This window comes from Streptomyces sp. NPDC006193 (genome assembly GCF_040613915.1).
Taxonomy (GTDB): domain Bacteria; phylum Actinomycetota; class Actinomycetes; order Streptomycetales; family Streptomycetaceae; genus Streptomyces.
The window spans coordinates 31,360-57,291 of the sequence record NZ_JBEXTB010000025.1 but is presented as its reverse complement, the minus strand read 5'-3'; the positions used below and the strand labels follow the sequence as shown (position 1 = coordinate 57,291).

26 protein-coding genes and 2 pseudogenes are annotated in these 25,932 nt (G+C 73.9%); 14 read left to right on the top strand and 14 right to left on the bottom strand.

Annotated elements, in window-relative coordinates:
- Nucleotides 1-10 precede the first annotated feature (10 nt).
- Complete coding sequence (locus ABZ261_RS21835) at nt 11-1,018, bottom strand: NAD-dependent epimerase/dehydratase family protein (protein ID WP_356861572.1); 1,008 nt, start codon at nt 1,016-1,018, stop codon at nt 11-13.
- 281 nt (nt 1,019-1,299) lie between these two features.
- Here ABZ261_RS21835 and ABZ261_RS21830 point away from each other — a divergent pair, with 281 nt between their 5' ends.
- Nucleotides 1,300-2,193, top strand: coding sequence for a polysaccharide pyruvyl transferase family protein (locus tag ABZ261_RS21830; RefSeq protein ID WP_356861570.1), 894 nt, complete (start codon nt 1,300-1,302; stop codon nt 2,191-2,193).
- Nucleotides 2,194-2,292: 99 nt separating this feature from the next.
- Nucleotides 2,293-2,856 carry a hemerythrin domain-containing protein gene (locus ABZ261_RS21825; protein WP_356861568.1) on the top strand — a complete coding sequence of 188 codons (564 nt, stop codon included), beginning with the start codon at nt 2,293-2,295 and terminating at the stop codon, nt 2,854-2,856.
- 60 nt (nt 2,857-2,916) lie between these two features.
- On the opposite strand, the gene ABZ261_RS21820 is transcribed toward ABZ261_RS21825, so the two are convergent.
- Nucleotides 2,917-3,267, bottom strand: a complete 351-nt coding sequence (locus ABZ261_RS21820) for a DUF3040 domain-containing protein (RefSeq protein WP_356861566.1) — start codon at nt 3,265-3,267, stop codon at nt 2,917-2,919.
- A 454-nt stretch (nt 3,268-3,721) separates the two neighbouring features.
- Between ABZ261_RS21820 and dhaK the strand changes: the two genes are divergently transcribed.
- From dhaK to ABZ261_RS21805, 3 genes are read left to right on the top strand one after another with little or no spacing between them, the layout of a single operon-like run.
- Complete coding sequence (gene dhaK, locus ABZ261_RS21815) at nt 3,722-4,714, top strand: dihydroxyacetone kinase subunit DhaK (protein ID WP_356861564.1); 993 nt, start codon at nt 3,722-3,724, stop codon at nt 4,712-4,714.
- Between the two features lie 57 nt (nt 4,715-4,771).
- Entirely contained in the window at nt 4,772-5,380 is a 609-nt protein-coding gene (gene dhaL, locus ABZ261_RS21810) for a dihydroxyacetone kinase subunit DhaL (protein ID WP_356861562.1), read from the top strand.
- Entirely contained in the window at nt 5,373-5,783 is a 411-nt protein-coding gene (locus ABZ261_RS21805; RefSeq protein WP_356861560.1) for a PTS fructose transporter subunit IIA, read from the top strand. The genes dhaL and ABZ261_RS21805 overlap by 8 nt, the downstream gene beginning before the upstream one ends.
- A gap of 23 nt (nt 5,784-5,806) precedes the next feature.
- Here ABZ261_RS21805 and ABZ261_RS21800 read toward each other — a convergent pair whose 3' ends face one another.
- Nucleotides 5,807-6,511, bottom strand: a complete 705-nt coding sequence (locus ABZ261_RS21800) for a glycoside hydrolase family 75 protein (protein WP_356861558.1) — start codon at nt 6,509-6,511, stop codon at nt 5,807-5,809.
- A 430-nt stretch (nt 6,512-6,941) separates the two neighbouring features.
- Between ABZ261_RS21800 and ABZ261_RS21795 the strand changes: the two genes are divergently transcribed.
- Together ABZ261_RS21795 and ABZ261_RS21790 are read left to right on the top strand one after the other, a co-directional pair.
- Nucleotides 6,942-7,913 (top strand): fibronectin type III domain-containing protein, encoded by a 972-nt coding sequence (locus ABZ261_RS21795; RefSeq protein ID WP_356861556.1) that lies wholly within the window; start codon nt 6,942-6,944, stop codon nt 7,911-7,913.
- Nucleotides 7,914-8,085: 172 nt separating this feature from the next.
- A complete protein-coding gene (locus ABZ261_RS21790) occupies nt 8,086-8,625 on the top strand; it encodes a hypothetical protein (protein WP_356861554.1) in 540 nt (179 codons plus the stop codon).
- Nucleotides 8,626-8,646: 21 nt separating this feature from the next.
- Here ABZ261_RS21790 and ABZ261_RS21785 read toward each other — a convergent pair whose 3' ends face one another.
- Nucleotides 8,647-9,198, bottom strand: a complete 552-nt coding sequence (locus ABZ261_RS21785; RefSeq protein ID WP_356861552.1) for a PadR family transcriptional regulator — start codon at nt 9,196-9,198, stop codon at nt 8,647-8,649.
- 31 nt (nt 9,199-9,229) lie between these two features.
- Complete coding sequence (locus tag ABZ261_RS21780) at nt 9,230-11,245, bottom strand: NADPH-dependent 2,4-dienoyl-CoA reductase (protein ID WP_356861550.1); 2,016 nt, start codon at nt 11,243-11,245, stop codon at nt 9,230-9,232.
- 158 nt (nt 11,246-11,403) lie between these two features.
- Between ABZ261_RS21780 and ABZ261_RS21775 the strand changes: the two are divergent.
- Nucleotides 11,404-11,790 (top strand): annotated as a pseudogene (locus ABZ261_RS21775) (tautomerase family protein); the annotation flags it as partial.
- Between the two features lie 31 nt (nt 11,791-11,821).
- On the opposite strand, the gene ABZ261_RS21770 reads toward ABZ261_RS21775, so the two are convergent.
- Nucleotides 11,822-12,193 (bottom strand): hypothetical protein, encoded by a 372-nt coding sequence (locus tag ABZ261_RS21770; RefSeq protein WP_356861548.1) that lies wholly within the window; start codon nt 12,191-12,193, stop codon nt 11,822-11,824.
- Nucleotides 12,194-12,286: 93 nt separating this feature from the next.
- A complete protein-coding gene (locus ABZ261_RS21765) occupies nt 12,287-13,168 on the bottom strand; it encodes a hypothetical protein (RefSeq protein ID WP_356861546.1) in 882 nt (293 codons plus the stop codon).
- Nucleotides 13,169-13,487: 319 nt separating this feature from the next.
- On the opposite strand from ABZ261_RS21765, the gene ABZ261_RS21760 reads away from it, so the two are divergent.
- Complete coding sequence (locus ABZ261_RS21760; protein ID WP_356861544.1) at nt 13,488-15,566, top strand: SpoIIE family protein phosphatase; 2,079 nt, start codon at nt 13,488-13,490, stop codon at nt 15,564-15,566.
- Between the two features lie 3 nt (nt 15,567-15,569).
- Here ABZ261_RS21760 and ABZ261_RS21755 read toward each other — a convergent pair whose 3' ends face one another.
- The 6 genes from ABZ261_RS21755 to ABZ261_RS21730 form a co-directional block, all read right to left on the bottom strand.
- Nucleotides 15,570-16,355 carry a putative protein N(5)-glutamine methyltransferase gene (locus ABZ261_RS21755; RefSeq protein ID WP_356861542.1) on the bottom strand — a complete coding sequence of 262 codons (786 nt, stop codon included), beginning with the start codon at nt 16,353-16,355 and terminating at the stop codon, nt 15,570-15,572.
- An 848-nt stretch (nt 16,356-17,203) separates the two neighbouring features.
- The gene (locus ABZ261_RS21750; RefSeq protein ID WP_356861540.1) at nt 17,204-17,413 is read right to left on the bottom strand and encodes a hypothetical protein; all 210 of its coding nucleotides are present in this window, start codon (nt 17,411-17,413) and stop codon (nt 17,204-17,206) included.
- A gap of 45 nt (nt 17,414-17,458) precedes the next feature.
- Entirely contained in the window at nt 17,459-18,145 is a 687-nt protein-coding gene (locus tag ABZ261_RS21745; protein WP_356861538.1) for an NUDIX domain-containing protein, read from the bottom strand.
- Nucleotides 18,142-18,519 carry a DUF4406 domain-containing protein gene (locus ABZ261_RS21740; RefSeq protein WP_356861536.1) on the bottom strand — a complete coding sequence of 126 codons (378 nt, stop codon included), beginning with the start codon at nt 18,517-18,519 and terminating at the stop codon, nt 18,142-18,144. The genes ABZ261_RS21745 and ABZ261_RS21740 overlap by 4 nt, the downstream gene beginning before the upstream one ends.
- Before the next feature lie 805 nt (nt 18,520-19,324).
- The gene (locus tag ABZ261_RS21735; RefSeq protein ID WP_356861534.1) at nt 19,325-20,110 is read right to left on the bottom strand and encodes a DeoR/GlpR family DNA-binding transcription regulator; all 786 of its coding nucleotides are present in this window, start codon (nt 20,108-20,110) and stop codon (nt 19,325-19,327) included.
- Between the two features lie 80 nt (nt 20,111-20,190).
- Nucleotides 20,191-20,715: a MarR family transcriptional regulator gene (locus tag ABZ261_RS21730; protein WP_356861532.1), complete on the bottom strand. Its 525-nt coding sequence runs from the start codon at nt 20,713-20,715 to the stop codon at nt 20,191-20,193.
- 39 nt (nt 20,716-20,754) lie between these two features.
- Between ABZ261_RS21730 and ABZ261_RS21725 the strand changes: the two genes are divergently transcribed.
- Together ABZ261_RS21725 and ABZ261_RS21720 are read left to right on the top strand one after the other, a co-directional pair.
- The gene (locus ABZ261_RS21725; RefSeq protein ID WP_356861530.1) at nt 20,755-21,684 is read left to right on the top strand and encodes an EamA family transporter; all 930 of its coding nucleotides are present in this window, start codon (nt 20,755-20,757) and stop codon (nt 21,682-21,684) included.
- A gap of 366 nt (nt 21,685-22,050) precedes the next feature.
- Nucleotides 22,051-22,182: pseudogene (locus ABZ261_RS21720) on the top strand (MarR family transcriptional regulator); the annotation flags it as partial.
- Between the two features lie 29 nt (nt 22,183-22,211).
- Here the strand turns inward: ABZ261_RS21720 and ABZ261_RS21715 are convergent.
- Entirely contained in the window at nt 22,212-22,967 is a 756-nt protein-coding gene (locus ABZ261_RS21715; protein WP_356861644.1) for a GNAT family N-acetyltransferase, read from the bottom strand.
- A 222-nt stretch (nt 22,968-23,189) separates the two neighbouring features.
- Between ABZ261_RS21715 and ABZ261_RS21710 the strand changes: the two genes are divergently transcribed.
- The 3 genes from ABZ261_RS21710 (at nt 23,190) to ABZ261_RS21700 (ending at nt 25,372) form a co-directional block, all read left to right on the top strand.
- Entirely contained in the window at nt 23,190-23,795 is a 606-nt protein-coding gene (locus ABZ261_RS21710; protein ID WP_356861528.1) for a sulfite oxidase-like oxidoreductase, read from the top strand.
- Nucleotides 23,788-24,543, top strand: a complete 756-nt coding sequence (locus ABZ261_RS21705) for a ferredoxin reductase (RefSeq protein WP_356861527.1) — start codon at nt 23,788-23,790, stop codon at nt 24,541-24,543. Before ABZ261_RS21710 ends, ABZ261_RS21705 begins: the two co-directional genes overlap by 8 nt.
- Nucleotides 24,544-24,787: 244 nt before the next feature.
- Nucleotides 24,788-25,372, top strand: a complete 585-nt coding sequence (locus ABZ261_RS21700) for a hypothetical protein (protein WP_356861525.1) — start codon at nt 24,788-24,790, stop codon at nt 25,370-25,372.
- The last annotated feature ends 560 nt before the right edge of the window (nt 25,373-25,932 follow it).

Sequence of the window (25,932 nt, the reverse complement as noted above, 5' to 3'; positions counted from 1 at the left end):
GCGGGCGGGGTCAGGACTGCGGGGCGGGCGGCTGCGCGCGCGGGAGCCGTTCCGGCGGCAGGGCGGTGAAGTAGGCGATGGTCTGCTTCAGGCCCTCCTCCCAGGGCACCTGCGGCGACCAGCCGAGCAGTTCGCGCGCGAGGGTGGTGTCCGGGCGGCGCCGGCCGGGGTCGTCGACGGGGCGGTCGATGAACGCGACGGGCGAGCGGGAGCCGGTGAGGGCGACGATCCGGCGGGCCAGGTCGGCCATGGTGATCTCGTCGCTGCCGCCGATGTTGACCGGCCGCACGGACTTGCTGGCGGCCACCCGCAGCACCCCGTCGACCGTGTCGTCCACGTAGCACAGGGAGCGGGTCTGGCTTCCGTCGCCGGTGACGGTGAGCGGCTCGCCGGCCAGGGCCTGGCGGATGAAGGTGGGGACCGCGCGGCCGTCGTCGGCCCGCATCCGCGGTCCGTAGCTGTTGAACAGGCGCACGATCCCGGCGTCCGTGTCCCGGGCGCCGGCGTGGGCGGTGACCAGGGCCTCGGCGAACCGCTTGGACTCGTCGTACACGCTGCGCGGGCCGATCGGGTTGACATTGCCCCAGTAGCCCTCGTGCTGCGGGTGGACGAGGGGATCGCCGTAGACCTCGGAGGTGGAGGCGAGCAGGAAGCGGGCGCCGTCGCGTTCGGCGACCGCCAGCGCGTTGCGGGTGCCGAGGCTGCCCACGTCGAGGGTCTGCAGGGGCATGCGCAGGTAGTCGGCGGGCGAGGCCGGGCAGGCGAAGTGCAGCACCAGGCCGTACGGTCCCGGCAGCAGTTCGGGGCAGCCGGGGTCGGTGAGGTCGCAGTGGACGTACCGGAAACCGGGACGGTCCTCCAGGTGGGCGACGTTCTCCCGCCGCCCGCAGCACAGGTTGTCGGCGCAGTCGACTTCGACGCCTGAATCCAGCAGTCGTTCGCACAGGTGGGAGCCGAGGAAGCCGGCGCCGCCGGTCACGAGGGCGCGTCGCCAGGAGAACGGTGTGTCACCAGTCATGGGGCTGTTCCTTCGTCCACGTCGTCCGCGCCCTGGGAACGCTCCTGCCTGGGCGTTCGGCGCGCACCGCGTCGCCGGGTCCGGTGTCGGCGGGCCCGCTGGGAAGAGAGGGGCAGGGGCCGGGTCCCCGCTGACCGGAGGACCGGCTGAAGGGCCGCCGCTGGCTGGACGGCACCGCGATCTGAGTTCCCCTGCCAGTTGGTTTCACACTTTTGATTCTTATTGTCCGAAATGAGGGGTACTCGCGCGACTTCTACGGCACCGGCACGGTGGAGAGGCCCATGCGCGACGACGTCTCGGCAGTGGTGCTGCGCACGCTGAGCGGGCCCGGGCGGCCCCCGGAAAGGGTGCTGCTCACCGGCTGGTTCAGCTTCCGCGACGGGGAGGCGACGGCCGGGGACGTACTCGCCCAGCAGCACATGTCGGCCGCGCTGACCCGTGCGGGCATCCCCCACGACACGGCATGGAGTCCGGGCTTCCGCCCCGCTGAACTGTCACTGGAGGCCGCGGATCCGGAGGCGTACGACACGCTGCTGTTCGTGTGCGGGCCGGTGCACGGGCCGCAGGTGGCCGCCCTGCACACCAGGTTCAGAACCTTGAGACGACTGGCGGGCGGGGTCTCGGTGGTGGATCCCGCCGACCCCGCGGCGACCGGCTTCCACGTGATCGTCGCGCGGGACGGCACCGCCGCCCCGGCCCGGCGCGATCTCGCCGCCACCGCCCCCGCCGGCCCGCTGCCCCCCGTGGCGGGGGTGGCCCTCTCCGGCGGGCAGGGCGAGTACGGCGCGCGCCGGCGGCACACGGAGGTGAACGAGCGGATCACCGGCTGGCTGGCGGGCAAGGACTGCGCCCGCGTGCCGGCCGACACCCGGCTGGCCACCGACGACTGGCGGCTGTGCGCCACCGCCGAGCAGTTCCTCGCCCTCGTCTCACGCTTCGACGTCCTCGTCACCACCCGCCTGCACGGCCTGGTGCTGGGCCTGCGCACCGGCACCCCGGTGATCGCGGTCGACCCGGTCGCGGGCGGCGCCAAGGTCACCGCCCAGGCCCGCGCCGCGGGCTGGCCCGCGCTGGTGGCCGCGGAGGCGCTGACCCCGCGGCTGCTGGACCACTGGTGGGAGTGGGCGCTGTCCGGCGCGGGCCGGACGGCCGCCGCCTGCCGCTCGACGCGCTGACCGGCGCGGCGGACCGTGTAGCGGGCCGCGCCCGGGGCACTCGGCGCGGCGACGGCCGGCCGTTCACGGGCCGCCGCGTTCACGCAGGAGGTGACGAGGATGGGTCACGGCGGAAACGTCGTCCAGGAGCTGACCACCGACCACCGTGAGGTCGAGGAGATCTTCGGCCGGATCGAGGCGCTGCCGCCCGGCTCCGGGGAGCGCAAGGACCTGGCCGAGAAGGCCGTGATCGAGCTGGTCCGCCACTCCGTCGCGGAGGAGGCCTACCTGTACCCGGCGGTGCGCGAGCACCTTACGGGCGGGGACGCCCTGGCGGACAAGGAGCTCGAGGACCATGCCAAGGCCGAACAGATCATGAAGGACCTGGAGGGCTGCGCGGCGGACGACCCGCGCTTCGACATGCTCGTCACGCAGCTGATGCACGAGATCAGGTCCCACGTGGCGGACGAGGAGCAGAACCTCTTCCCGCAGCTGGAAGCGGCCTGCCCCGCCGATGCCCTGATGGAGCTCGGCGACAAGGTGCGCCGGGCGAAGAAGACCGCGCCGACCCGTCCGCACCCGGCGGCGCCGGACAAGCCCCCGGCCAACAAGCTGCTGGCCCCGGGCGCCGGTCTGGTCGACCGGATGCGCGACGCGCTGACGGGACGCGGCAAGGAGAGCTGACGTCGGCCCCGGGGGCCGGGCGTGCGCGCCCGGCCCCTCACGCCGCCTGCGGCCGGCGCTTCACAGCCACGGCGCCACTCCGCCGCGGGAACGGGGCAGGGGGCGGGAGATGCGGCACAGCAGCCGGAACCCCTGGCAGAGGGTCAGCGGCCACAGCAGCGCGAAGCACCACAGCAGCGCGGGGTCGGAGGTGCGGATGCCCATGACGGCCACGAACGCCGACGCGATGCCGAGCAGCGAAACGGCGAGCGGCAGCCGCCTCTCCCGGCGCGGCCGGCCCGTACGGCGTGCGAACCGGCGGTCCCGCCGCAGGTCCGCCTCGATGCGCAGCAGCGCCCGGCGCTCACGCGGTGACAGCTCTACGTCGTCGTGCATCTCGTCGTGCATCTCCCACGCCTCCCGGTCGTCCACGACGATGGCACCTCCTCCGCGCCCCCGTCCTGCGGGCCCCGGGTTCCCAGGACGGCGCCGCCGACGCGGCGCCCACCGGCCGAGGGGACGCACGGGGCGCCGGTCCGCCGCCCCGGGGGGCGAGCGCCCACCGGCACTCGCGCGCCCCCGGTCGGGCGACGCGCCGCCGCGGTCACCGTCCGTGGTGACCGGCGATCCGGCGGGAAGCCGCGTCCACGGCGCACATGACCTTCGCCGCCACAAGGCCGATACTGAGAGGCGAGGCCCCGTCCACCTGCCCCGAGGCGCCCTGGGGGATGCGATGACCCGTCCGCCACGTCGGCGTCCCGCCGGCGTCAGCTCCGCCGGAACCCGTGGCCGGGCGCCCGCACCGTCGGCGGCGACGACCTTCCGCACCCGGCCCGGACAGCGAAACACCGGTCGGACCCACCCGCGAGCTTTCTAGGAGATGGGCATGAAGATGCTGATCAACGTGCCGGAGACCGTCGTGGCGGACGCGCTGCGCGGTCTGGCGGCCGCGTGTCCCGACCTGACCGTGGACGTGGAGAACCGGGTGATCGTCCGCCGGGACGCTCCCGTGGCCGGGCAGGTCGCGCTCGTGTCGGGCGGCGGCTCCGGGCACGAACCGCTGCACGGCGGGTTCGTCGGCCCGGGCATGCTGTCCGCCGCCTGCCCCGGAGAGGTGTTCACCTCGCCGGTGCCGGACCAGATGGCGCGCGCCGCGGCGGCCGTGGACAGCGGCGCCGGCGTGCTGTTCATCGTGAAGAACTACACCGGCGACGTGCTGAACTTCGACATGGCGGCCGAACTCGCCGAGGACGAGGGGATCCAGGTCGCCAAGGTGCTGGTCAACGACGACGTGGCGGTCACCGACAGCCTGTACACGGCCGGCCGGCGCGGCACCGGCGCGACGCTGTTCGTGGAGAAGATCGCGGGAGCCGCCGCCGCCGAGGGGCAGCCGCTGGAGCGGGTGGAGGCCGTCGGCCGCCGGGTCAACGAGAACTCCCGCAGCTTCGGGGTGGCGCTCAGCGCCTGCACGACCCCGTCGAAGGGCAGCCCGACCTTCGATCTTCCTGAGGGCGAACTGGAGTTGGGCATCGGCATCCACGGCGAGCCGGGCCGGGAACGGCGGCCGATGATGACCTCCGGTGAGATCGCCGACTTCGCGGTCGACGCGATCGTGGAGGACATGCCGCCCCGCAGCCCCGTCCTGGTGCTGGTGAACGGCATGGGCGCGACCCCGCTGCTGGAGCTGTACGGCTTCAACGCCGAGGTGCAGCGGGTGCTTCGCGAGCGCGGGGTCACCGTGGCCCGCACCCTCGTCGGCAACTACGTCACCTCGCTGGACATGGCGGGCGCGTCGGTCACCCTGTGCCAGGTCGACGAGGAACTGCTGCGGCTGTGGGACGCTCCGGTGAAGACCCCGGCGCTGCGCTGGGGGATGTGATAGGGCGAAGAAGTGCTCACCGCACCGGCCGGCATCCCTACCACGCAAGGAGATCCAGTGCTCGACGCCGACTTCTTCCGCCGTTGGATGACGGCGGTCGCCGCCTCCGTGGACCGTGAGGCGGGCCGGCTCACCGCCCTCGACTCGGCCATCGGGGACGCCGACCACGGCAGCAATCTGCAGCGCGGGTTCAGGGCGGTGCGGGCCGCCCTGGAGAAGGAGACGCCCGCGACTCCGGGCGCCGTGCTGACCCTGGCCGGACGGCAGCTGATCTCCACGGTGGGCGGCGCGTCCGGACCGCTGTACGGCACGCTGCTGCGCCGGACCGGCAAGGCGCTCGGCGATGCCGCGGAGGTGGGCGCGGACCAGCTGGGCGAGGCGCTGCGCGCGGGCGTGGAAGGGGTGATGGCGCTCGGCGGGGCGGCCCCGGGCGACAAGACCATGATCGACGCCCTGATGCCGGCCGTGGAGGCGTTCGGGTCCGGTTTCGCCGCCGCGCGGACCGCGGCGGAGGAGGGCGCCCTGGCCACCACGCCGTTGCAGGCCCGCAAGGGCCGGGCGAGTTATCTGGGCGAGCGCAGCATCGGCCACCAGGATCCGGGGGCGGTCTCGTCGGCGCTGCTGATCGCCGCACTGGCCGACACGGCGGAGGCGGACGGTGAGTGAGGAGAAACTGGTCGGGATCGTGCTGGTGTCGCACAGCGCGGCCGTGGCCGCCTCGGTCGCCGAGCTGGCGAAGGGACTGGCGGGCGGCGTGAGCGGCGTGCCGGTGGCGGCGGCGGGCGGCACCGGGGGCGGCGGGCTCGGCACCAGCGCCGAGCTGATCTCCGCCGCCGCGGCGTCCGTGGACCGGGGGGCCGGGGTGGCGGTGCTCACCGACCTGGGCAGTGCGGTGCTCACGGTGAAGGCGCTGCTCGCCGAGGGCGACGAACTGCCGGACGGCACCCGCCTGGTGGACGCGCCGTTCCTGGAGGGCGCGGTGGCCGCCGTGGTCACCGCCGCCGCGGGGGCGGACCTGGACGCGGTGGAGGCCGCGGCGGCGGAGGCGTACAGCTACCGCAAGGTGTGACCGCCGCAGGGGCGCCGGGCCGCTCAGTCGTCCTCGTCGACGAAGAGTCTGGCCAGCCGCTCCCCCGCGGCCACCGCCGCCGCGTGGTCCTCGATGGGTCCGGCGCCGGAGTCCCGGAAGACGATGTAGGTCACCCCGGCATCCGCTCCGCCGGAGCGCGGGTCGGCCGGGATGCCGAGTCTGCGGGCCGTGGCGTAGGAGGCCTCGCCGATGATGTCGCTCGGGCCGGTGTCCCCCACGACCGCGTACTGCACCCGGTCCCGGTAGACGACGGCGGCCACCGAGCCGCCGCGGACGCCGTGCTCCCGGTGGTCCCAGCGGCGGCTCGGCGCCGGCACCACGATGTAGGGCAGCCTCTCGGCGTCGAGGTGGCGGCCGTCGTACTGCTGGAAGGCGGTGGCGGCGCCGAAGTACGGATCGGTGCGGCGGTTGCAGCGGGCGGTGGGCCGGCCGTCGCAGTCGATGTCCAGGTCGGCCTTCCAGAAGACGGCGTCGCGGGTGCCGCAGACGGGGACGGCCGGGGCGCTGCCGGCGTCGGTGCGGTACCGGCCCTTGGAGACGCGGGTGCACGCGTCCGTGCGGGCCAGCAGCTCGGCGGCGGCGACCGCGCCCTCGCTGCGCGCCACCTGCCGTTCTCGGGGCGGCACGGCGGTGGCCGGGGCGGGCAGCGCCGCCGGGGCGATCAGGGCGGCGCCGGCGGCGGCCAGCGTCAGCGACGGGAGACGCACGATGAGGGACCCTCTCACACGGGGGATGTCGAGGCCACTGTGGTGCGGGACCGGCCGCTCGGCCAACGCGCCCGCCCCGAAGGGGCCGGATGGAGCACGCTTCTGACGCCCCGTAGGGGACGGCGGCACGGAGCGGCGGGGGAAGCCGGGCGAGCGGGGAACAGGGGCCGGGGGTCCGGGCCGGCGCCGGTCCGGACCCCCGGCCGCCCGCGTCGGCGCGGGATCGGCGACGACAGCGTGTCCGCGCCGGCGGCGTGAACCGCACCGCGGAGGCGTCGGTTCAGCCGTGGGAGGCTCAGCATACGTAACGTCCCCGGACGCACGCCGGGGCGGCTCGCCGCGGTGACCCCCTTGCCGCTGCGCCACCGGCCGGGCCATATTGGTCCGGACCTTTCGACGAGTGCGACGCCGTCCCCGGGGAGGCAGAGCCGTGCGACGCGTTCCCCCGCCCTTCGTCCTGGCCTGCGGCGCGGTGCTGCTGGTCGCGTCCTGCGGCGGGAGCCGGGCCGACGGGAACGAGGGCCGGGCGCCGGGTCCGCCGGTCGGGATCACCGCGGCGGCGGGCAGCGCCACCAGCGTGCACGTGATGTGGAACGCGGCCCCGCACGGCTCGGGGGTCGACACCTACGAGGTATATCGCGGCCCCACTAAAGTCGCGGAAGTGCCTGGCTCGCAGCACATGGTGGACGTCACCAGGCTCAAGCCGTCGACGGTGTATGCCTTCACCGTCCGGGCCCGGTCCGCCACGGGCCGGCTGGGCCCGCCGAGCCGGGCGGTGAGGGCGCGGACCCCGGCGGTGGCCGCGGCGGACCGTTCGGCGCCGACCCCGCCGCGGAACACCGCGGGGCGGGCGGTGGGCAGCCGGGCGGCCCAGCTGTCCTGGAGCGCGTCCCGCGACGACCGGGGCGTGGTGTCGTACGAGATCCACCAGGGCGGCACGAAGATCCACAGCGTCGGCGGGACGCAGACCGCCGCGGTGGTCACCGGCCTGCGGCCGGGCAGGTGCTACGTGTTCACGGTGCGGGCCCGGGACGCCGCCGGCAACCTCTCCCCGGCCGGCGCCCCGGTCCGCCTCGCCACCCCCGGCAGCGACGACGGCCGGGACACGGCGCCCACCGGGTTCACCGCGACCGCCCACCGCTCCGGCGGCGCCTACTACATCGACCTGGCCTGGGACCCGCCCCGCGCGGACGGGGTGATCACCGAGTACCAGATCCAGCTGGACGGCGCGGCGGCCACCTCGCTCGTGTGGGGCGGCGCCGCGCCGCGCGGCCGGGCGCACCACAGCTTCTACGCGGGCGCCGCCGCAGGGGAAAGGCACCGGGTGCGGCTGCGGGCACGGCTGCCGGACGGCACCTGGGGCGGCTACTCGGCGGAGCGGACCGTGACCACCGGCGGCTGACGGTCCGGGCCGGCCCGGCGGGTACGCCGGACGGGGCGCGCGTCACCCGGCCGGGCGCCGTCGGGGTGCGGGCGCGTCCGGGACCGCGTTGGCTGCGGTTGAGGCAGCACGGCCGTTTCCCGACCCTCGGCGGCGCATGGGACGTACCGCCGACCGTGCCGCCGGAGGCCCGATGCACACCTCACGACTCCTGCTCCGTTCCGGCCTGACCCTGGCGGCCGCCGCCGGGCTCCCGGCCGCGCTCGCCGGGCCGTCCGCCGCGGTCTCGGGCATCTCGGTCAGCACCAGCGGCTCCACGGTCTCGGTGGTCACCGGCGCGTGCACCCAGATCAACGGCAGCTGGGGCACCGCGGCCCTGCTCACCAGCCGTCAGGCGACCTTCTCCCAGGGCCGCCAGGTGGCCCTGTCGGGCACCTCGGTCAGCCAGTCGGCGGCCTGGTCCGGGGTGAGCCCGGGGACCTACACCGTGGTGGTCCTCTGCTCCAGCGGCGCCACCGCGGGCAGCCAGTCGGTCATCGTCTCCGCGCCCGCGAGGCCGACGATCTCGGCGACGTCCACGGCGGCGCCCTCCCGCGGGGTGATGGGCGGCCTGGGCGGCGCCGCCCGGGACTACGGCCCGCTGACCCTGGGCGCCGGCGCGGCCCTGGTCGGCGCGGGCGTCGTGGCCACCGGCTGGGTGCTGCGCCGCCGCTCGAAGCCGTACCGCCTCTGAGGCGCCGGCACGGCGCCCGCTTCAGTCCGCGGCCGGCCCGGGCAGTTCGGCGAACTCCGCCAGGGCGTGCGTGAGCCACTGCGTCCAGAAGGTCTCCAGGTCGATGCCCGCCCGCAGGACCAGGTGCCGCAGCCGGTCCTGCGGGCTGTCCCGGCCCGGCGGGAAGTCGCGCTCCTCGATCTCCCGGTACTCGGCCAGCTGCCGCCGGTGCAGTTCCAGATGGCGGCGCAGATCGGCCTCCAGGCCCGCCGTGCCGACCACGGCCGCCGCGCGCAGCCGCAGCAGCAGCACGTCCCGCTGGGGCTTGGGGTCCTGCGCGGCGGCGGTCCAGCGGGCCAGTTCGGCGCGGCCGGCGGGCAGCACCTCGTAGCTCTTGCGCTGCCCGCGGGCCGGCTGCTCGGCCGGCAGGGCCCGGATGAAGCCCGCGGCCTCCAGTCTTCCCAGCTCGCGGTAGATCTGCTGGTGCGTCGCGGACCAGAAGTAGCCGATCGACCTGTCGAACCGGCGGGTCAGCTCCAGCCCCGACGACGGCTTTTCCAGCAGGGCGGTGAGGATCGCGTGCGGGAGTGACATGGGCTCATCCTAGGGACGGCGGCCGCGGCCCCTACAGCGCCGCCGCCAGCTCCGTGCCCTGCTTGATCGCCCGCTTGGCGTCGAGTTCGGCCGCGACGTCCGCGCCGCCGATCAGGTGCGCGGCGCGTCCGGCGGCGACCAGCTCGTCGTACAGTTCCCGGCGCGGCTCCTGGCCGGTGCAGAGCACGACCGTGTCGACCTCCAGGACCGTGCTCTCGCCGCCGACGGTGATGTGCAGCCCGGCGTCGTCGATCCGGTCGTAGCGCACGCCCGGCACCATGGTCACGCCCCGGTGCTTCAGCTCGGTGCGGTGGATCCAGCCGGTGGTCCTGCCGAGCCCGGCGCCGACCTTGCTGGTCTTGCGCTGGAGCAGGTGCACCTGTCGGGGCGGCGCGGGCCGCTCGGGGGCGGCGAGCCCGCCGGGCGCCCGGTAGTCCATGTCGACGCCCCAGTGACGGAAGTACGTCCGCGGGTCCTCGCTCGCCTTGTCGCCGGCGTCGGTGAGGAACTCGGCCACGTCGAAGCCGATGCCCCCGGCGCCGAGGACGGCGACGCGGTCGCCGACGGGGGCGCCGTCGCGCAGCACGTCGAGGTAGCCGAGGACGCTGGGGTGGTCGACGCCGGGGATGTCCGGGGTGCGCGGGGTGACGCCGGTGGCGACGACGACCTCGTCGTAGTCGGCCACGGTCTGGGGGGTGACCCAGGTGTCCAGGCGCACCTCGACGCCGTGGGCGTCGAGCTGGTGGCGGAAGTAGCGCAGCGTCTCGTCGAACTCCTGCTTGCCGGGCACCCGGCGGGCGACGTCGAGCTGTCCGCCGATATCGCTCGCCGCGTCGAACAGGGTGACGGCGTGGCCGCGTTCGGCGGCGGAGACCGCGCAGGCCAGCCCGGCCGGGCCGGCGCCGACGACGGCGACGCGCTTCTTGCGCCGGGTCGGCGCGAGCACCAGTTCCGTCTCGTGGCAGGCGCGCGGGTTGACCAGGCAGGAGGTGATCCGACCGCTGAAGGTGTGGTCGAGGCAGGCCTGGTTGCAGCCGATGCAGGTGTTGATGGCCTCCGGGGCGCCGGCGGCGGCCTTGGCGACGAAGTCGGGGTCGGCGAGCAGGGGGCGGGCCAGGGAGACCATGTCCGCGTAGCCGCCGGCCAGGAGTTCCTCGGCCAGTTCGGGCGTGTTGATGCGGTTGGTGGTCACCAGCGGCACGGAGACCTCGCCCATGAGCTTCTTGGTGACCCAGGCGTAGGCGCCGCGCGGCACGGAGGTGGCGATGGTGGGGATGCGGGCCTCGTGCCAGCCGATGCCGGTGTTGATGATCGTCGCTCCGGCGGCCTCGACCGCCTTGCCGAGCGTGATCACCTCTTGCAGGGTGGAGCCGCCCGGCACCAGGTCCAGCATCGACAGCCGGTAGACGACGATGAAGTCCTCGCCGACGGCCTCGCGCACCCGCTCGACGATCTCGACGGGGAACCGCATGCGGTTCTCGTGGGAGCCGCCCCAGCGGTCGGTGCGCCGGTTGGTCCCGGCGGCGGTGAACTCGTTGATCAGATAGCCCTCGGAGCCCATGATCTCGACCCCGTCGTAGCCGGCCCGCCGGGCGAGGCGGGCGGCGCGGGCGTAGTCCTCTATGGTGCGCTCGACGTCGGCGTCGGTCATCTCGCGCGGCACGTAGGGGCTGATCGGCGCCTGCAGGGGGCTGGGGGCGACCAGGTCGCGGTGGTAGGCGTAGCGGCCGAAGTGCAGGATCTGCATCGCGATCCTGCCGCCCTCGCGGTGCACGGCCTCGGTGACCACCCGGTGCCGCTCGGCCTCCGCCTCGGTGGTGAGCTTGGCGCCGCCCTCGTAGGGGCGCCCCTCCTCGTTGGGCGCGATGCCGCCGGTGACGATGAGGCCCACTCCCCCGCGCGCGCGGGCCGCGTAGAACGCCGCCATCCGCTCGAAGCCGCGCTCGGCCTCCTCCAGGCCGACGTGCATCGAGCCCATGAGCACCCGGTTGGGCAGCGTGGTGAAGCCCAGATCGAGCGGGGTCGTCAGGTGGGGGTAGCGGCTCATCGGGCCCTCCGTGCGCGGTGTCGTCGCTTCTTGTTGTAGAGGACGCGCCCAGCTTTGTGCAACTAGTTGCACAAAAGAGGGAGGTGACACCGGCCACTCTGTACCTACTAGTATGTACACTCACTTGGCACCGATCCGCCGCCCGAGAGGACGCCCCCATGCCCTTCGTCCGCATGGACGCGCTCGGCACCGATCCCGCCCGCCTCGACGCGCTGGGCCAGGCCGTCCAGGACGCCCTCGTGGAGACGCTCGGCATCCCGGCCGGGGACCGATTCCAGGTCCTGACCGGCCACGACGGCGTCCGCAGCGGCCTGCGCTACGGCGACCACCCCGGCGTGCGCCGGGACGACTCGGTGGTGTTCGTCGCGATCACCCTGCGCGCCGGGCGCGGCGCGGACCGCAAGCGGGCGATGTTCCGGCGGATCGCCGAGCTGGTGCACGAGCGCACCGGCACCGAGCCGCGCAACGTGTTCGTGACCCTGACCGAGAACGGCTCCGCCGACTGGTCCTTCGGCCACGGCCTGGCGCAGTACGCCCCGGCCGGCGACGGGCCGGCCGGGGCGCGGCCCGGACGACTCAGCGACTCTCCAGGCGCAGGTGCAGGTCCCGCTCCTGGTCGCCGGAGGCCGCGCCGGTCTCCTCCACCGTGAACATCGCGTCCAGGGTGGTGCGGAACCGGTCCACGGCCCAGGGGCCGCCCTGGACGTCCACCTGGACGGGTGAGCCGAGGCGGACCGGCGCGCAGCCCTCCGCGCGGGCGTCCGCGACGTCGTAACTGCCGTGCCACACCATCGGGCGGCTCTCGTGGAGCTGCCGAGGCGGCTCGTTCGCGCCCCGGTCGGAGGCGAAGCACGACCTCAGCGCGTCGAAGACGATGCGCGCGTCCTCCGTGGAACCGCTGAGCTCCACCGTGACGGTCTCCGGATGCGACCGCTCCGTGTCTGCCATTGATCGATCCTTTCGTGGCCGCTGCCAGGGAACGGGGTACCCCGCCGGACCGCGTCCATCCGCGGGGAATGACCCGGAGCGGCCGCGCACGCCTCAGCCGCGCGCGAACCTGTACGTCTTGCTGTCGGTCAGCACGCAGAACCCGGGCGAGACCACGATCACCCGCAGGATGCCGCTGCGGCGGTCGTAGTCGATGCCCTCCGCCTCGAAGCCGCCTGAGCAGGAACTGCGCAGCGGGAGCCGGCGCAGTGCGGTGACATGGCCCACGACGTCCGCGGCGCCGCTCGGAGCGGCCGACAGGTCGATCTGCAGCAGTGGCTTGGTGAGGCCGAAGAGGCTGCCCTCGGGGTCGTCGGAGGAGCACAGCAGGGTGGTCGGGGCGGAGAAGTCGCAGCCCTGGACGTCGCGGACGGCGTGGTCGAGCCGGACGGTCGCGGCCTGCGGGAGGTTCGCCGAGGGCGAGGTGGACGGGTTGACGCCGGGCGTCGGGAAGACCAGCAGCCGGCTCATCGTGCCCCACTCGCCCGAGAGCATCCACTGGCCGTCGGGCGAGACTGCGACCCAGGAGTTGTTCAGCGCCTCGCCCGGGCTCAGCGTGTGGACGTACTCCGTCCAGGTGCCGCCGGGCGTCCGCACGCGGAACATCTTCGAGTTGCCGGAGTCCCGCTGGTAGGGCTCGATGTAGAAGCCGCCGTAGGAGGCGTCGGGGTCGCCGACGTGGTTCCAGCCGCGGGCGGACACGTCGACGGGGACGGTGCCGATGCCGGTGTAGCGGTTGGGGCTGCCCGCCGGCACCTCGATCGAGGTCAGGCCCTGGCTCTCGGTCAGCGGGTCGGCGCGGTCGGAACCGGTCTCCGTCCAGGTGTCCGCCGCGGCGGCGGGCGCGGACGCGGACAGGGACACGACGGCGGCGGTGGCGAGGGAGACGAGTCCGGCGAGAACTGCGTGGCGGCGGCGCCGGGCGGACGCGGGCATGGCCGACTCCTCGGTGACAGGGGGGTGGGGCACTCGGTCGGCGGACAGTCTGGCGCGGGCGCGTGGTCATGTACAGGCCAAGGGAGCAACATGAGCGTGAACCTTCACGGCCCGCGGGACCGCGCTGTACGGTCCCGGCGGGCGGCCCGCACCGCGCGCACCGCCGCCGCGGCGGCTCCGGCGGTCGTCCGCCGCCGTGTCGGGAGATGGTGGAGACAGACGGCGAAGGCCTCGGAGAGTCGGGTGTGAGCGCGGTAGAACAGAAGGAGTCGGCACGGGGGACGGCATGCCGAGCGGACGGGCGAAGGCGGTGCGTGGCATGAGTGCAGCCGGGGCTGCGGTGGCCGAGGGCGACGAGCCCGCGCGGGGGCCGTTGCGGCCCGGCGGGCTGCTCGACGTGCTCGGCGTGGCGTCGGTGGTGCTGGGCGCCGACGGGCGGATCGTCCTGTGGAGCCCGCAGGCGGAGGAGCTGTTCGGCTACAGCGCGCAGGAGGCCCTCGGCCAGTACGCCGCCCGGCTGATGGTGCACGAGCAGCACATCGCCCTGGTCGGCAGGCTCTTCGCCGACGTGATGCGCACCGGGCAGAGCTGGGCCGGCGGCTTCCCGATCCGGCACAAGGACGGCGGCACCCGCCTGGTGGAGTTCCGCAACATGCGCCTGCTGGACGACCACGGGGACGTGTACGCCCTCGGGCTCGCCGCCGACCAGACGACCGTGCGGCGGCTTGAGCAGGACGTGGCGCTGTCGGAGCGGATGGTGAAGCAGTCACCGATCGGGTACGGCGTCCTGGACACCCGGCTGCGGTTCGTGTCGGTCAACCCGGCCCTGGAGAAGACCGACGGGCTGACGTCCGCCGGGCACGTGGGCCGCACCCTGCGCGAGGTGCTGCCGCTGGTGGACGCCGACGCCCTGGAGGCGGCAGCCCGGCGGGTGCTGGAGACGGGCGTGCCGCTCGTCGACGACCTGCTCGTGGGCCGAACGCACGCGGCCCCCGAGGAGGACCGCACCTGGTCGCTCTCGCTGTACCGGCTGGAGGACGCCATGGGCAACGTGCTCGGCGTGGCGTTCTCGCTGGTCGACATCACCGAGCAGCACCGGGCCTCCGTGGAGGCGGAGGCGGCCCGGCGCCGGCTCGCGGTCGTCGCCGACGCCTCCGCCCGGATCGGCACCACGCTCGAACTGGAGCGCACCGCCTGCGAGCTGGCCGACGTCGCCGTGCCGGAACTGGCCGACGTGGCCGCCGTGGACCTGCTGGACGCGGTGGTGGAGGGCCGGCCCAGCACGCTCGGCCCCTCGGAGTCCGCGGTGATCCGGGCCCTCGCGGTCCGCCCGGAGGACGGCTCGGACGCGGTACGGGCCGCCGACCCGCCCGGCCGGATCGCCCGGTACGCCTCCGACCGGCTGGTGACCGAGTGCGTGCGCACGGGCGACGCGGTGCTGGTGCCGCACGTGAAGGACGAGGACCTGCCGCGCATCGCCCGCTCCCCCGAGGCGGCCGGCCTGCTGGCCCGGGCGGGCCTGCACTCGTACCTCGCGGTGCCGCTCATCGCGCGCGGCGAGGTGCTGGGCGCGCTCGACCTCAAGCGCACCCGCAACCCGCTGCCGTTCGACGAGGACGACTTGCTGCTGGCGCGGGAGCTGGCCGCCCGGGCGGCCGTGCAGATCGACAACGCACGCTGGTACCAGAACGCCCGCAACACCGCGCTGACCCTGCAGCGCAGCCTGCTGCCCAGCCATCCGCCGGTCACGACCGGCCTGGAGGTGGCCTCCCGTTACCAGCCGGCGGGCGCCACCAGCGAGGTCGGCGGCGACTGGTTCGACGTGATCCCGCTGGAGGGCGGCAAGACCGCGCTCGTCGTGGGCGACGTGATGGGCAGCGGCATCAGCGCGGCCGCCACGATGGGCCGGCTGCGCACCGCGACCACCACGCTGGCCGCGCTGGACCTGGACCCGGCCCGGCTGCTGGAGCACCTGGACAAGACGACCTCGGCCCTCGACCACTCCATCGCCACCTGCGTGTACGCCGTCCACGACCCGCATCTGCGCCAGTGCCGGATCGCCAACGCCGGTCATCTGCCCCCGGCCCGGGTACGGCCCGGCCGCCCGCCGGAGCTGCTCGACCTGCCCACCGGGGTGCCGCTCGGCGTGGGCGGGGTCGGCTTCTCCACCGTCACCGTCGACCTGGCGCCCGGCGACGAGCTGGTGTTCTACACCGACGGGCTGGTGGAGACCCGCCGCCATTCGCTGGACGAGCGCCTGGCCTTCCTGCTGACCCTGCTCGACGACCCCGCCCGGCCGCTGGAGGAGACCTGCGACCTCCTCCTGCGCACGCTCCACCACCCGGACAACCACGACGACGTGGCCCTGCTCGTCGCACGGGCGCAGGAACTGCCGTAGCGGTCACTCGGCCACGCCGATCACGACGTGCGCGTACCGCTCCTCGCTCACCGCCAGACGGGTCGTCAGACCGGCGTCGCGGCAGATGCGCACGGCGGCCGGCGCCTGGTGCGCACCGGTCTCGGTGAGCAGGCAGCCGCCGGGCACCAGCCACCGGGGCGCCCCGGCGGCCACCCGGCGCAGCACGTCGAGGCCGTCCGCGCCGCCGTCCAGGGCGACCAGCGGCTCGTGGTCGCGGGCCTCGGCCGGCAGCAGGGGCACTTCGGCGGTGGGGACGTAGGGGACGTTCGCCGTCAGGACGTCCACGCGGCCGCGCAGACCGGTCGGCAGGGCGTCGAACAGGTCGCCCCGGTACGCCCGGCCGCCGAACGCGGCGAGATTGCGGCGGGCGCAGCGCACGGCGGCCTGGTCGATGTCGGCCGCGTGCACCTCGGCGCCGTCCAGGGCGGCGGCGAGGGCCGCGCCCAGCGCGCCGGAACCGCAGCACAGGTCCACGACGACGGTCGCGTGCGGCGCCGCCGCCAGCGCCTGGTCGACGAGGAACTCGGTACGGCGTCGGGGGACGAACACCCCTGGTTCCACGGCGATGCGCAGTCCGTGGAACCCGGCCCAGCCGAGGACGTGCTCCAGCGGCAGTCCGGCGACGCGCCGGTCCACCATGGCGGCGGCGTCCCCGGGGGTGCGGGCGGTGGCGAGGATCAGTTCCGCCTCGTCCTCGGCGAAGACGCACCCGGCGGCGCGCAGTGCGGAGACGACGGCGGACGGGGAGAGAGGTGCGGGAGTGGGCATGGAAGCCGAAGGCCTTTCGGGAGCGCGAGACCTGAGGCGCCCCCGCGGTCACCGCTTCCGGTGCACCGCGCCGTCACGGGGAGGGAGCACCCCAGCCGACACAGCGGTAATGGGACTCACCTCCTCGCCGTCGGGGCCGCGACGTCCGCGACCGGAGGGCCACCCTACCCCAGGCCCCACGACTCGGCTCCCGGCACACGGAATCGGCTTCCGGCACACGGAACCGGCTCATAGAGGTGTTCACCTGGCTCGCCCGCGTGGATGGCAGCGCCTGGTGCGGGCCGTCCACCGCGAGGGCGGCCGGGGCTCTCGCCCCGGACCGGCCGGGGCCGGCCGCGGGCACTGAAGCTGGAGGACGGCGATGTACTGCCACACCAACCTGACCATGCGCCAGCTCGCCGTACTCTTCGGGATCTGTCCGGCGGCCGTGTCGGCCGGATCATCAGCCGGCACGGCCCCCTGCTGGCTTCTGCGCCCCGCAAGCGCAAGCCCGGCCGCATCAGGTCCCCAGCTTCGACGGCACCTTGGCGCCCAGAGCGGAGTGCGCACTTCGTCGCGCTGGGCGACGACGCCGAGGGCAGGACCTTCTTGCAGGGCCTGCGGGAGGCGGTCGCCGCAGCGAAGCAGCGGGGCACCACCGCCACCGACATGACCGCCGCGTTCGGAATCGGACGGACACCGGAGAAGAGCGCCCGGGCACGCCTGCTGGAAGTCCGCCGCCGAGTGCGCTTTCCGAGTGTGGTTCTGCCGCCGCGGACCGGACGTCGGCTGAGCCGTTTCCAGCCCGCGATCGCACTCTGCGGCGCGCCGTGCCGAAAGACTCAGCCGACCTCAGTCAGTCGGGGTGGTCACTCGGCGGTGCCGGGACGCCACGTGGTGAGCTTGTGAGGGAAGGAGTCGTGGCACGTGAGCTTCACTCGCCGACCCACGGTGCTCGCCGTGACATCCGTCTTCAGCGGATAGTTCCAGCCCTTGGTCACGACCTGGCCGAACGGCTCGTCGTACACCTCGTGGACACGCTTGGGCGGACCAGACCGCTCGTATGAGCCACTGATCACGACCGTCTGCTCCGGGCGAACAAGCCTCTTGTTCGCGGGTGCCGCTCAACCGCTACCACAGCGGTCTCGTCCGAGCGGGAGCGAGAACGGTCCGCTCAGAGCGGCCCATTGCAGAAGCATGATGGTCTTGGCGTCCGCGATCTCACCGATGCGCATCATGTCCAGAGCCTGCGCGAAGGGGAGTTCCAGGACGGTGATGTCCTCCCCCTCTTCAGCGACGCCCTGTTGACGGAGTCCCGGTGCCGGTCCCTCGTAGGGTGCGGCGAAGAAGTGGAGCCGCTCAGTGACTGAGCCCGGGCTCATGAACACGGCGAAGACGCGCTCGGCGACGCCGACGGTGTGGCCTGTCTCCTCCGCGGCCTCCCTGCGGACGGCTTCTTCGGGTGTGTCACCGTCCAGCAGTCCGGCCGGCGTCTCGATGAGCATCCCGTCGGGATGGCCGTTCACATAGGCAGGCAGGCGGAACTGCCGTGTCAGCAGCACCGTTCCACGTGCCTGGTTGTACAGGAGGATCGTGGCTCCGTCGCCGCGGTCGTACGTCTCGCGCTGTTCACGGCTCCAGTGCCCGTCGCTGTGCCGGTAGTCGAAGGTCGTCTTGCGAAGGACGTACCAGTCGCAGGAAAGAACCTCCACGTCGCGAATGCGGACTCGGGGGTTGCCGGTCACATCGCGGCCTTGCCGGTCCAGATGGGTGCGTCCACGACGGTCGGGCGTATCCACGCCGACGGTCATCGGACCGGAGGCACATCGTCGAGGCTGGTGTAGACGGCCTTGCCCATCGCACGCGCCCGGGAGACCATCAGCTCGGCGCCTTCGGAGGGACCACCGACGCGGAGCACCGCGTCACACCGCGCCAGCAACTGCTCGGCGACGGGGTGGAAGATCTCTTCGTGGACCGCGTCGCCGGGACCGGTGCTGCCGGCGGCCTCCAGGAGCGGAAGCGCGAGTGCCTCGCCGGTGACACCGAGATGGCCCGCGCGGAAGAGCTTCAGTGCAGCGTCGGTCATGGCGCGTACGTTGGCTTCGAGCTTGGCCGGGTCGTCGCCGGTGCCGGAGCGGTAGGGGCCTGCTACCAGGATCATGAGCGAACGCTCGTCGATCGTCATGGAGACACCTTTCCTTCGGGTGGTGGACGAGTCGATGTCTTGTGGGTGACCGGCACGCTGCGTGCTGTCGGGAATTCCGTGCGCCGGCATGCGGGGTGCCGGGCGAGACCAGCACTGCTCGACGATCCGTGGCGGCCTGGTGCGATCCCGCCTGAGAACTCGTCAGGGCGATCCAGAACGCTCGACGCCTTGCGGCTGGCATTTCGCTGTCTGCGGTCTCGTCGGCGGACTCCGGTGAGCGCCTCGGCGAGCCGCCGCACACCGATCGGCCTCACAGCCGGACCGCTCGCTTCAACACCACAGTTCTAACACAGTTGTGTTTGTTTTGAACAGCGCCCTGTGCGAATTGGCCGGTCGCGCTGATGCGGGTATCCGGGGCTCCATGCAGCCGTCGCAGTCGCGCCTGGTGGCGATCCCACGGCACTGCTTCATGCCGGGGCCACGAGAGTGCCGGTGGCGGTGACCGCGGACCGCTGGGCGGCGCCGTCGCAGCCGCGCCTCCGCCGGCAAGCGGGACGCTTCCGGGTGCGGGACATCCGGACGCAAGGGCCTCGGAGCGACCGTGCGGCACCCGGCTGCGTGATCACCGTGGGGAAGTCATGGCCTCCGGTACCGCACGCACCGAGTGGCCGCGTCGGCGCAAGGGTTGGCCGCCACCGACCGGAACCATCACTGCCCGCCAAGCGGCCCTGGTCGGGAGTGGCTTCGCCGGGACGCTGATCACGCGTAGCTGTCACGCAAGCATGCTGGCGCAAAGGCCGACAGCCGATCGCCGCCCCCTCCGGCAGGTCGCGGAGCGACGGCGTCACACCAGGTGGGTCTCCACGCCGGCATCCTTCAACGCCTGCAGTGTGAGGGGTCCGTTCGGATGAGTCCGCACGTCCTTCGCTGCAGCATCCGTGACGAAGGTGCCGACCGCGCTCAGGGGCGCGACCTGACTGAAGGCCCGCACACCCAGCTTGGTGGCGTCCGCCACGGCCACGGTTCGTTCCGCTTGCGCGAGACCTACTTGCTTGACCGCCGCGTCATCGAGTGAGAACTCCGTCCAGCCGCGCTCCGCGTGCACCCCGCCGATCGACATGACGAAGCAGTCGAAGCTCAGGGCGCCCAGAGTACGCAAGGCCAGCGGGCCTACCAGCGAGCGCTCGCCGGGGCGCGAGCGTCCTCCCGCGAGGAGCAGTTCGATGCCCGGCTTGTCCGCCAGAACCGATGCCGCCTGCAGACTGAGTACGGCCACAGTGAGCGGGGCGCGCCCGACCAGATGCTCGGCGACGTGGACCGTGGTCGTACCGGCATCCAGCAGGACTGTCGACCCCGGCTCGACCATCGCTGCGACCGCCGCCCCCAGCCGGTCCTTGGTCACGGCCTGCCACTCACGGCGGGCGAAGAAGCCTCCGCCCTCTTCCCGAGGACGCACGGGGACCGCACCGCCGTGGACTCGGCGGAGCAGGCCTTGGCTCTCCAGCGCGTTCAGGTCCCGGCGGACGGTCATCTCGGAGACGCCGAGACGCTCGGCCAGCTCGGACACGGACAGTCTGCCCGCGTTCTGGACCAGCCGCAGGGTCAGGTCAAGTCGGTCTCCGACGCTCATGCACCACTTCTAACACTGTTCTGTTCGTTCGAACAATACCGAAGGCTTCGCTTGTCGGCCCGTTCGCGGGCTGCCGGGTACTACTCGCCGCCGGGGGTGCGCGGATGATCCATACGGTGGAGCCAGGTCTTGAGCAGGGTTTCGAGTGCCTCGGCCTCAGCGGTGGTCAGCTGTTCCAGCAGACGGCGTTCGTTGCGCATGTGGTCGGTGAACGCCTGGTCGATCAGTTCACGGCCGGCTCCGGTGAGGGCGACGATCCGAGCGCGCCGGTCGTCGGCGGAGGGACGGCGGGTGACGAGTCCGGCTCGCTCCAGGCGGTCGATCCTCTTCGTCATGGCACCGGTGGTGACCATGGTGTGCACGGCAAGCTCGCCGGGCGCCCGTTCATAGGGCGCACCTGCGCGGCGCAAGGCGCACAGGACGTCGAACTCTCCCTCGGTGAGCCCGTAACGGTCGTAGACGGCACAGAGTTCCTGCGTGAGCCGTGCGGCCAGGCGATGCAGCCGGCCGATCACCCCCTGCGGGGAGACGTCCAGGTCAGGCCGCTCGCGGCGCCAGTCGGCCTGGATGCGCGACACCCGGTCCAGCGATTCCCGGTCTTCCATGTCTTCATAATAGCTTCCCGGGAAGCTACATTAGCTTCCATGGAAGCTAATGTTCGCTGGGTGGCTCTTACGACGGTCGCACCGGTGGCGTGGGGGGCCAACTACTTCGTCACGCACGAGTTCCTTCCTGCCGATCGCCCGCTCTACGGGGCCGCTCTGCGGGCGCTCCCCGCCGGCCTCGTCCTGCTGGCGGTGTGCAGGCAGCGGCCCCGTGGCGGGTGGTGGTGGCGGTCCGCCGTCCTCGGGCTGCTCAACGTGAGCGTGTTCTTCGTGCTCGTCTATGCCGCCTCACAACTGCTTCCGACCAGCGTCGCCTCGACCGTGATGGCGCTGTCCCCCCTGACGATGATGCTCATCGCCTGGCCCGTGGTGGCCGAGCGGCCCCGGACCGCGCACCTGGCCGGCTCAGGGATCGGGCTGGTCGGGGTGTGTCTCATGCTCCTCACGGGAGCCGGTGGAGTGAGCGTGCCGGGAATCCTCGCCTCCGGCGCCGCCATGCTGGTGTCGTCCTTCGGTCACATCCTCGCCAAACGGTGGAGCGCCGACGCCGACGTGCTCGCCTCGACCGCCTGGCAGCTGACCGCCGGAGGACTTCTCCTGCTCCCGTGCGCCGCGTTCGTGGAGGAGGCTCCCCCCGCGTTCTCCGCGCCGACGCTCCTGGCGTTCGCCTACGTAGCGTTCATCGCGACGGCGCTTGCCTTCGTCACCTGGTTCACGGGGCTGCGGCACCTGCCTGCCGCGACCGTGGGTCTGATCGGCCTGCTCAACCCGGTCACGGGCGTGCTGCTCGGCATATGGGTCGCCGGCGAGGCACTGGCCGTGCAGCAGGTGTGCGGCCTGGTGCTGGTCATGGTCGGCGTCATCCTCGGCCGACCCGCGCGGGCGACACCGCTCGGCCGCCCGAACAGAAGCCCGGCTGCCCCCGAGCAGCAACCGGATTCCGCAGCTCCGCGTTTGCCGGCAGCGTAGAACCCGGCCCCGGGACGGGCAGGCCGGTCCCGGGGCGGGCTCTGCGCGCCGCCGTCCGCCGCACGGGGTCTGTCCCCGATCGCCGGATCGCGCCGTTCCCGTTCGGGTACGACGCGCGAGCGCCGTCGATCTGCGGCCCGGCGGGCGTGCTGCAGCGTCAGATCGGTGGCGGCCAGGTCGGTTGTGGCGTCCGTGCCGCCGCCCGGGGATCGCGGCGGATCGATCGACAAGGCACAGGGAAGCACGGCAGGGGCACGTACGCCCCGTGGCCCCCCTGAGGGCCGTATCCCGCGGCTGCGGCCTTCTCCGGCTCTACGAGGGCTCGCTCACGTCGCACTGACCGCGTCCAGGGCTGCACCTGAGCAGGCCGGCCAGGCGATCCTCGCCCAGGTCGCCCGCAGCCGCCGGGCGGCCTTCCGGGAGCGGCTCGCGGGCCGGCCGGAGGAGAACCCGGTGCGGTTCGCGGCCTGCCTGGAGCGGTACGACGCGGAACCCGGCGTGACCGGCCCGGCTGAAGGGCGCCTGCGCTACGTCGCCGCGACCACCGCCTGCGGCAGCCGTCGCGGCGCCCGGGCCGTCAGGAAGGCGGTGCGGCGGCGCAGCCGGAAGCCGAGGGACTCGTACAGCCGGACGGCGCCGGTGTTCTGGGCGCCGGTGTGCAGGAACGGCGTCTCGCCGCGCTGCCGGATGCCGTGCGCGACGGCGAGGACGAGCCGGCCGGCCAGGCCCTGGCCCCGGAAGGCGGGGTCGGTGCAGACCGCGCTGATCTCGGTCCAGCCCGGCGGGTGGAGCCGCTCCCCCGCCATGGCGACCAGCGCTCCGCCGCGGCGGATGCCGAGGTAGACGCCGAGTTCGAGGGTGCGCGGCAGGAACGGCCCCGGGCGGGTCCGCGCCACGAGGTCCAGCATCTCGGGCACGTCCGCGGGGCCGAGCCGGACCGCCTCCGCGTCCGGTGCGGCGGCCAGGCCGTCGTCCACGAGTTGCACGCCCTCGATGCGCTCGGTGACCTCCCAGCCGTCCGGGACCTCCCCGCGGAAACCGGGCAGCGGCACCTCCGCGCCCGGTCCGGCCAGTCCGGCGAGTTCCGCCCAGTCCCGCGCGTCCGGTTCGTCGGGCAGGGCCAGCCACGGCGAGACGTCGAGCGGGTAGCGCAGCACCCGGCCGCGCCGCTCGGCGAAGTGGGCGTGCGGGCCGGTCAGGGAGGCGAGGGCCGGGTTGTCGAGGACGTGCCGGGCGCCCGCGGCGCTCCGGCCCGGGCCGCCCGGGCTGCTCGCGGCGCTCACCCGGACCGCCTGGGTCACGGTCCGGTCGCCGGGGACGTACGCCTGGGGCATCCTCGATCCTCGCTTCTCTCGCGCTGTCACCGGCCCACCGGTGCCGGCACCACACGCCAAGGAGGGGCGCCGGGCCCGCTATTCCCGGCTCGCGGGAGACTTCACACGGCCGCAACGATTCCGGCGGCGACCGGGGGCAGGGCGGAAGCGACGACAGCGTACGGTTGAATCATGAACGTCACGCGAGGCTTCACGGGCCGCCCGCGCGTCCACCGCCCCGGGCTGCCGCCGGGGCAGTACGACGCCGGGGACGACTGGCCCGTCCTGTCCGCCGAGGTCACCCCGGACCTCCGGCCCACCGACTGGTCCTTCCGCATCGACGGCCTGGTGGAGCAACCGCACACCTGGGACTGGGACGCCGCGCACGCGCTGCCCGCGTCGGCGTACGAGGGTGACATCCACTGTGTGACCGGCTGGTCGAAGTTCGGCGTGCGGTTCGGCGGCGTCTCGCTGGACGCCTTCTTCGATGTGGTGCGGCCCCATGGGTCCGCCGCCCATGCGCTGGCCTACTCGCACACCGGGTACACCACGAACCTGCCCCTCGCCGACCTCACCGGCGGGCGGGCGTGGATCGTGTGGGAGTACGGCGGCGAGCCGCTGCCGCCGGAGCACGGCGGGCCGGCGCGGCTGCTGGTGCCCCACCTCTACTTCTGGAAGAGCGCCAAGTGGATCGCGGGCATCACGCTCCTCGACCACGACGAGCCGGGCTTCTGGGAGCGCAACGGCTACCACGGGCGGGGCAACCCCTGGCAGGAGCAGCGGTACTCCGGTGACTGAGACGACGACTCCCCCGACGCGGTTCGCGGTGCCCGGGCGGATCGCCGTCGGCGACCGGGTGGCGGGCGTGTGGCGGACCGCCACCCTGACGGAGATCCGGCGCGAGACGCCGCACGCGGCCACGTTCCGCCTGGCCGTGCCGGGCTGGGCGGGGCATCTGCCGGGCCAGCACCTGATGCTGCGGCTGACCGCGGAGGACGGTTACACGGCGCAGCGCCACTACTCGATCGCGTCGGCGCCGGACGACTCCGGGCACATCGAGCTGACCCTGGACCGGGTGCCCGACGGCGAGGTCTCCGGCTGGTTCCACACCGTGGCCCGCCCGGGTGACACGGTCGAGGTGCGCGGCCCGCTCAGCGGCTTCTTCGCCTGGCCGGGCGACCGGCCCGCGCTGCTGCTGGGGGCCGGCTCGGGGATCGTGCCGCTGATGTCGATGGTGCGGCACCACCGGGCGCGCGGTCTGACCGTCCCGCTGCGGATGCTGGTGTCCGCGCGCAGCCCCGAGGAGCTGATCTACGCGGCCGAGCTGGGCGCCGAGACGACGGTCGTGTTCACCCGCAGCGCCCCGCCGGGGACACCGGTGGGTCGCCTGACGGCCGCGCATGTGGCGCCTCTCCTGGCCGAACCGCCCGCCGGTGGGTGGGAGGCCTATGTGTGCGGCTCCAACGGGTTCGCCGAACACGCCTCCCGGCTGCTGGTGGCGGCCGGTCAGCCGGTGGAACGCATCCGGATCGAACGCTTCGGCTGAGCCCCCCGGGGGGTGCGCGCCGTAGCGACGGGAACGGGCCGGCGGTACGGGCGCGCGCCCGCGGGGCGCGCGCCCGTGCCGTGCGCGAGTGGGCCGGAACTCGCGGTCCGCGACGTGCGCGAGGGGAGCCGTACGGGGTACGAGACGGGTGTGGACGCTCGTGTGCGTGCGCGGCGGGGGCGGCGGAACCGGGAGCACCGGCTGCCGACGGCCCTCCGGCCGCCGCGGTGGCGAGGAGGTGGTCATGCGGACCCGGGTGCGTGGCTGGCGCTGGCGGCGCAACCCGCTGCGGCGCCGGTCGGACGTCGTGGAGGCGTGGACGGTCCTGGTCGTCGCCGTCCTGCTGCTCGTGGTGTCGCCGCTGGTGGGGGTGGCCGCGGGCCTGCACGCCCATGGCGATGCCCGGGCGCTGGCGGCGGCCCAGCGGGCCGAACGGCATCAGGTGCGTGCCGTGGTGGTCGGCGACACCCCCGAGCGGCCGGGCACGGTCCGCGGTGACCACCGGCACTCCCACCGCGCCCAGGTCCGCTGGACGGAGCCGGGCCGGGGAACCCGCACCGCGTGGGTGTCGGTGCCGGCCGGGGCCCGGGCCGGTGAGCCGGTCACGGTGTGGCTCGACGCGCGGGGCCGCAGCGTCGCGTCGCCCCTGGACGAGGTGGCGGTCTGGCAGCGCACGGTCACCGTGGGCCTGTGCGCGGCGGGCGGCACGGCGACCGCGGTGGTCCTGGGGCACGCCGTCGCGCGCCGGGTCGCGGTGCGCCACCGGCTGGCCGAGTGGGAGCGGGAGTGGGCCCGGACCGGACCGCGCTGGACCCAGCCGCTCACATGACCGTCGGGCGCCGCGCCGCACCCGACGGCAAGGCGCCTTCCGGGACGGGACGCTCCGGCAGGCGCGTGCGGAGCGGCGTGCGAGCCGTGGGAGACCCGGCTGCGCACGATCGAGGTGCACCACGTGACGGCCGCCGCGTCGGACGGCCACCCCGTGAAGGGCCCGGCTGCGGCTGCCGGGCGGGCCACACGACCGCTGCCGCCGGTCGTGATGTTCCGCGGCCACGGCCGTGGACGCGGGCTGCCGCACGAGAGCCCGCTTCGGGCGCCGACGGGCCGGGCGACCGCCCAGGGCTTCCGGTCACGACGCGTCCGCGTGTCGTGCCGGGCCCGCCGATCCGGACGCGGACGGGTCGCTGGTCCGCGTCATGCGTCTCAGGGCCGCGCACCGCCGGTGATGCGGGAAGTCGCCGCCGACCGACGCCGTCTGCCACGACATTGTGAGACCGCGTCGCTCCCCCGGTGGCCGAAGATCGCCCGGGTGGGTTTCGGCCGAACCGCGGGGCCGCCCTTCCCTTGTGGTTTAGACCAATGCTAATCATGGTCGCGCAATGAGCCCGC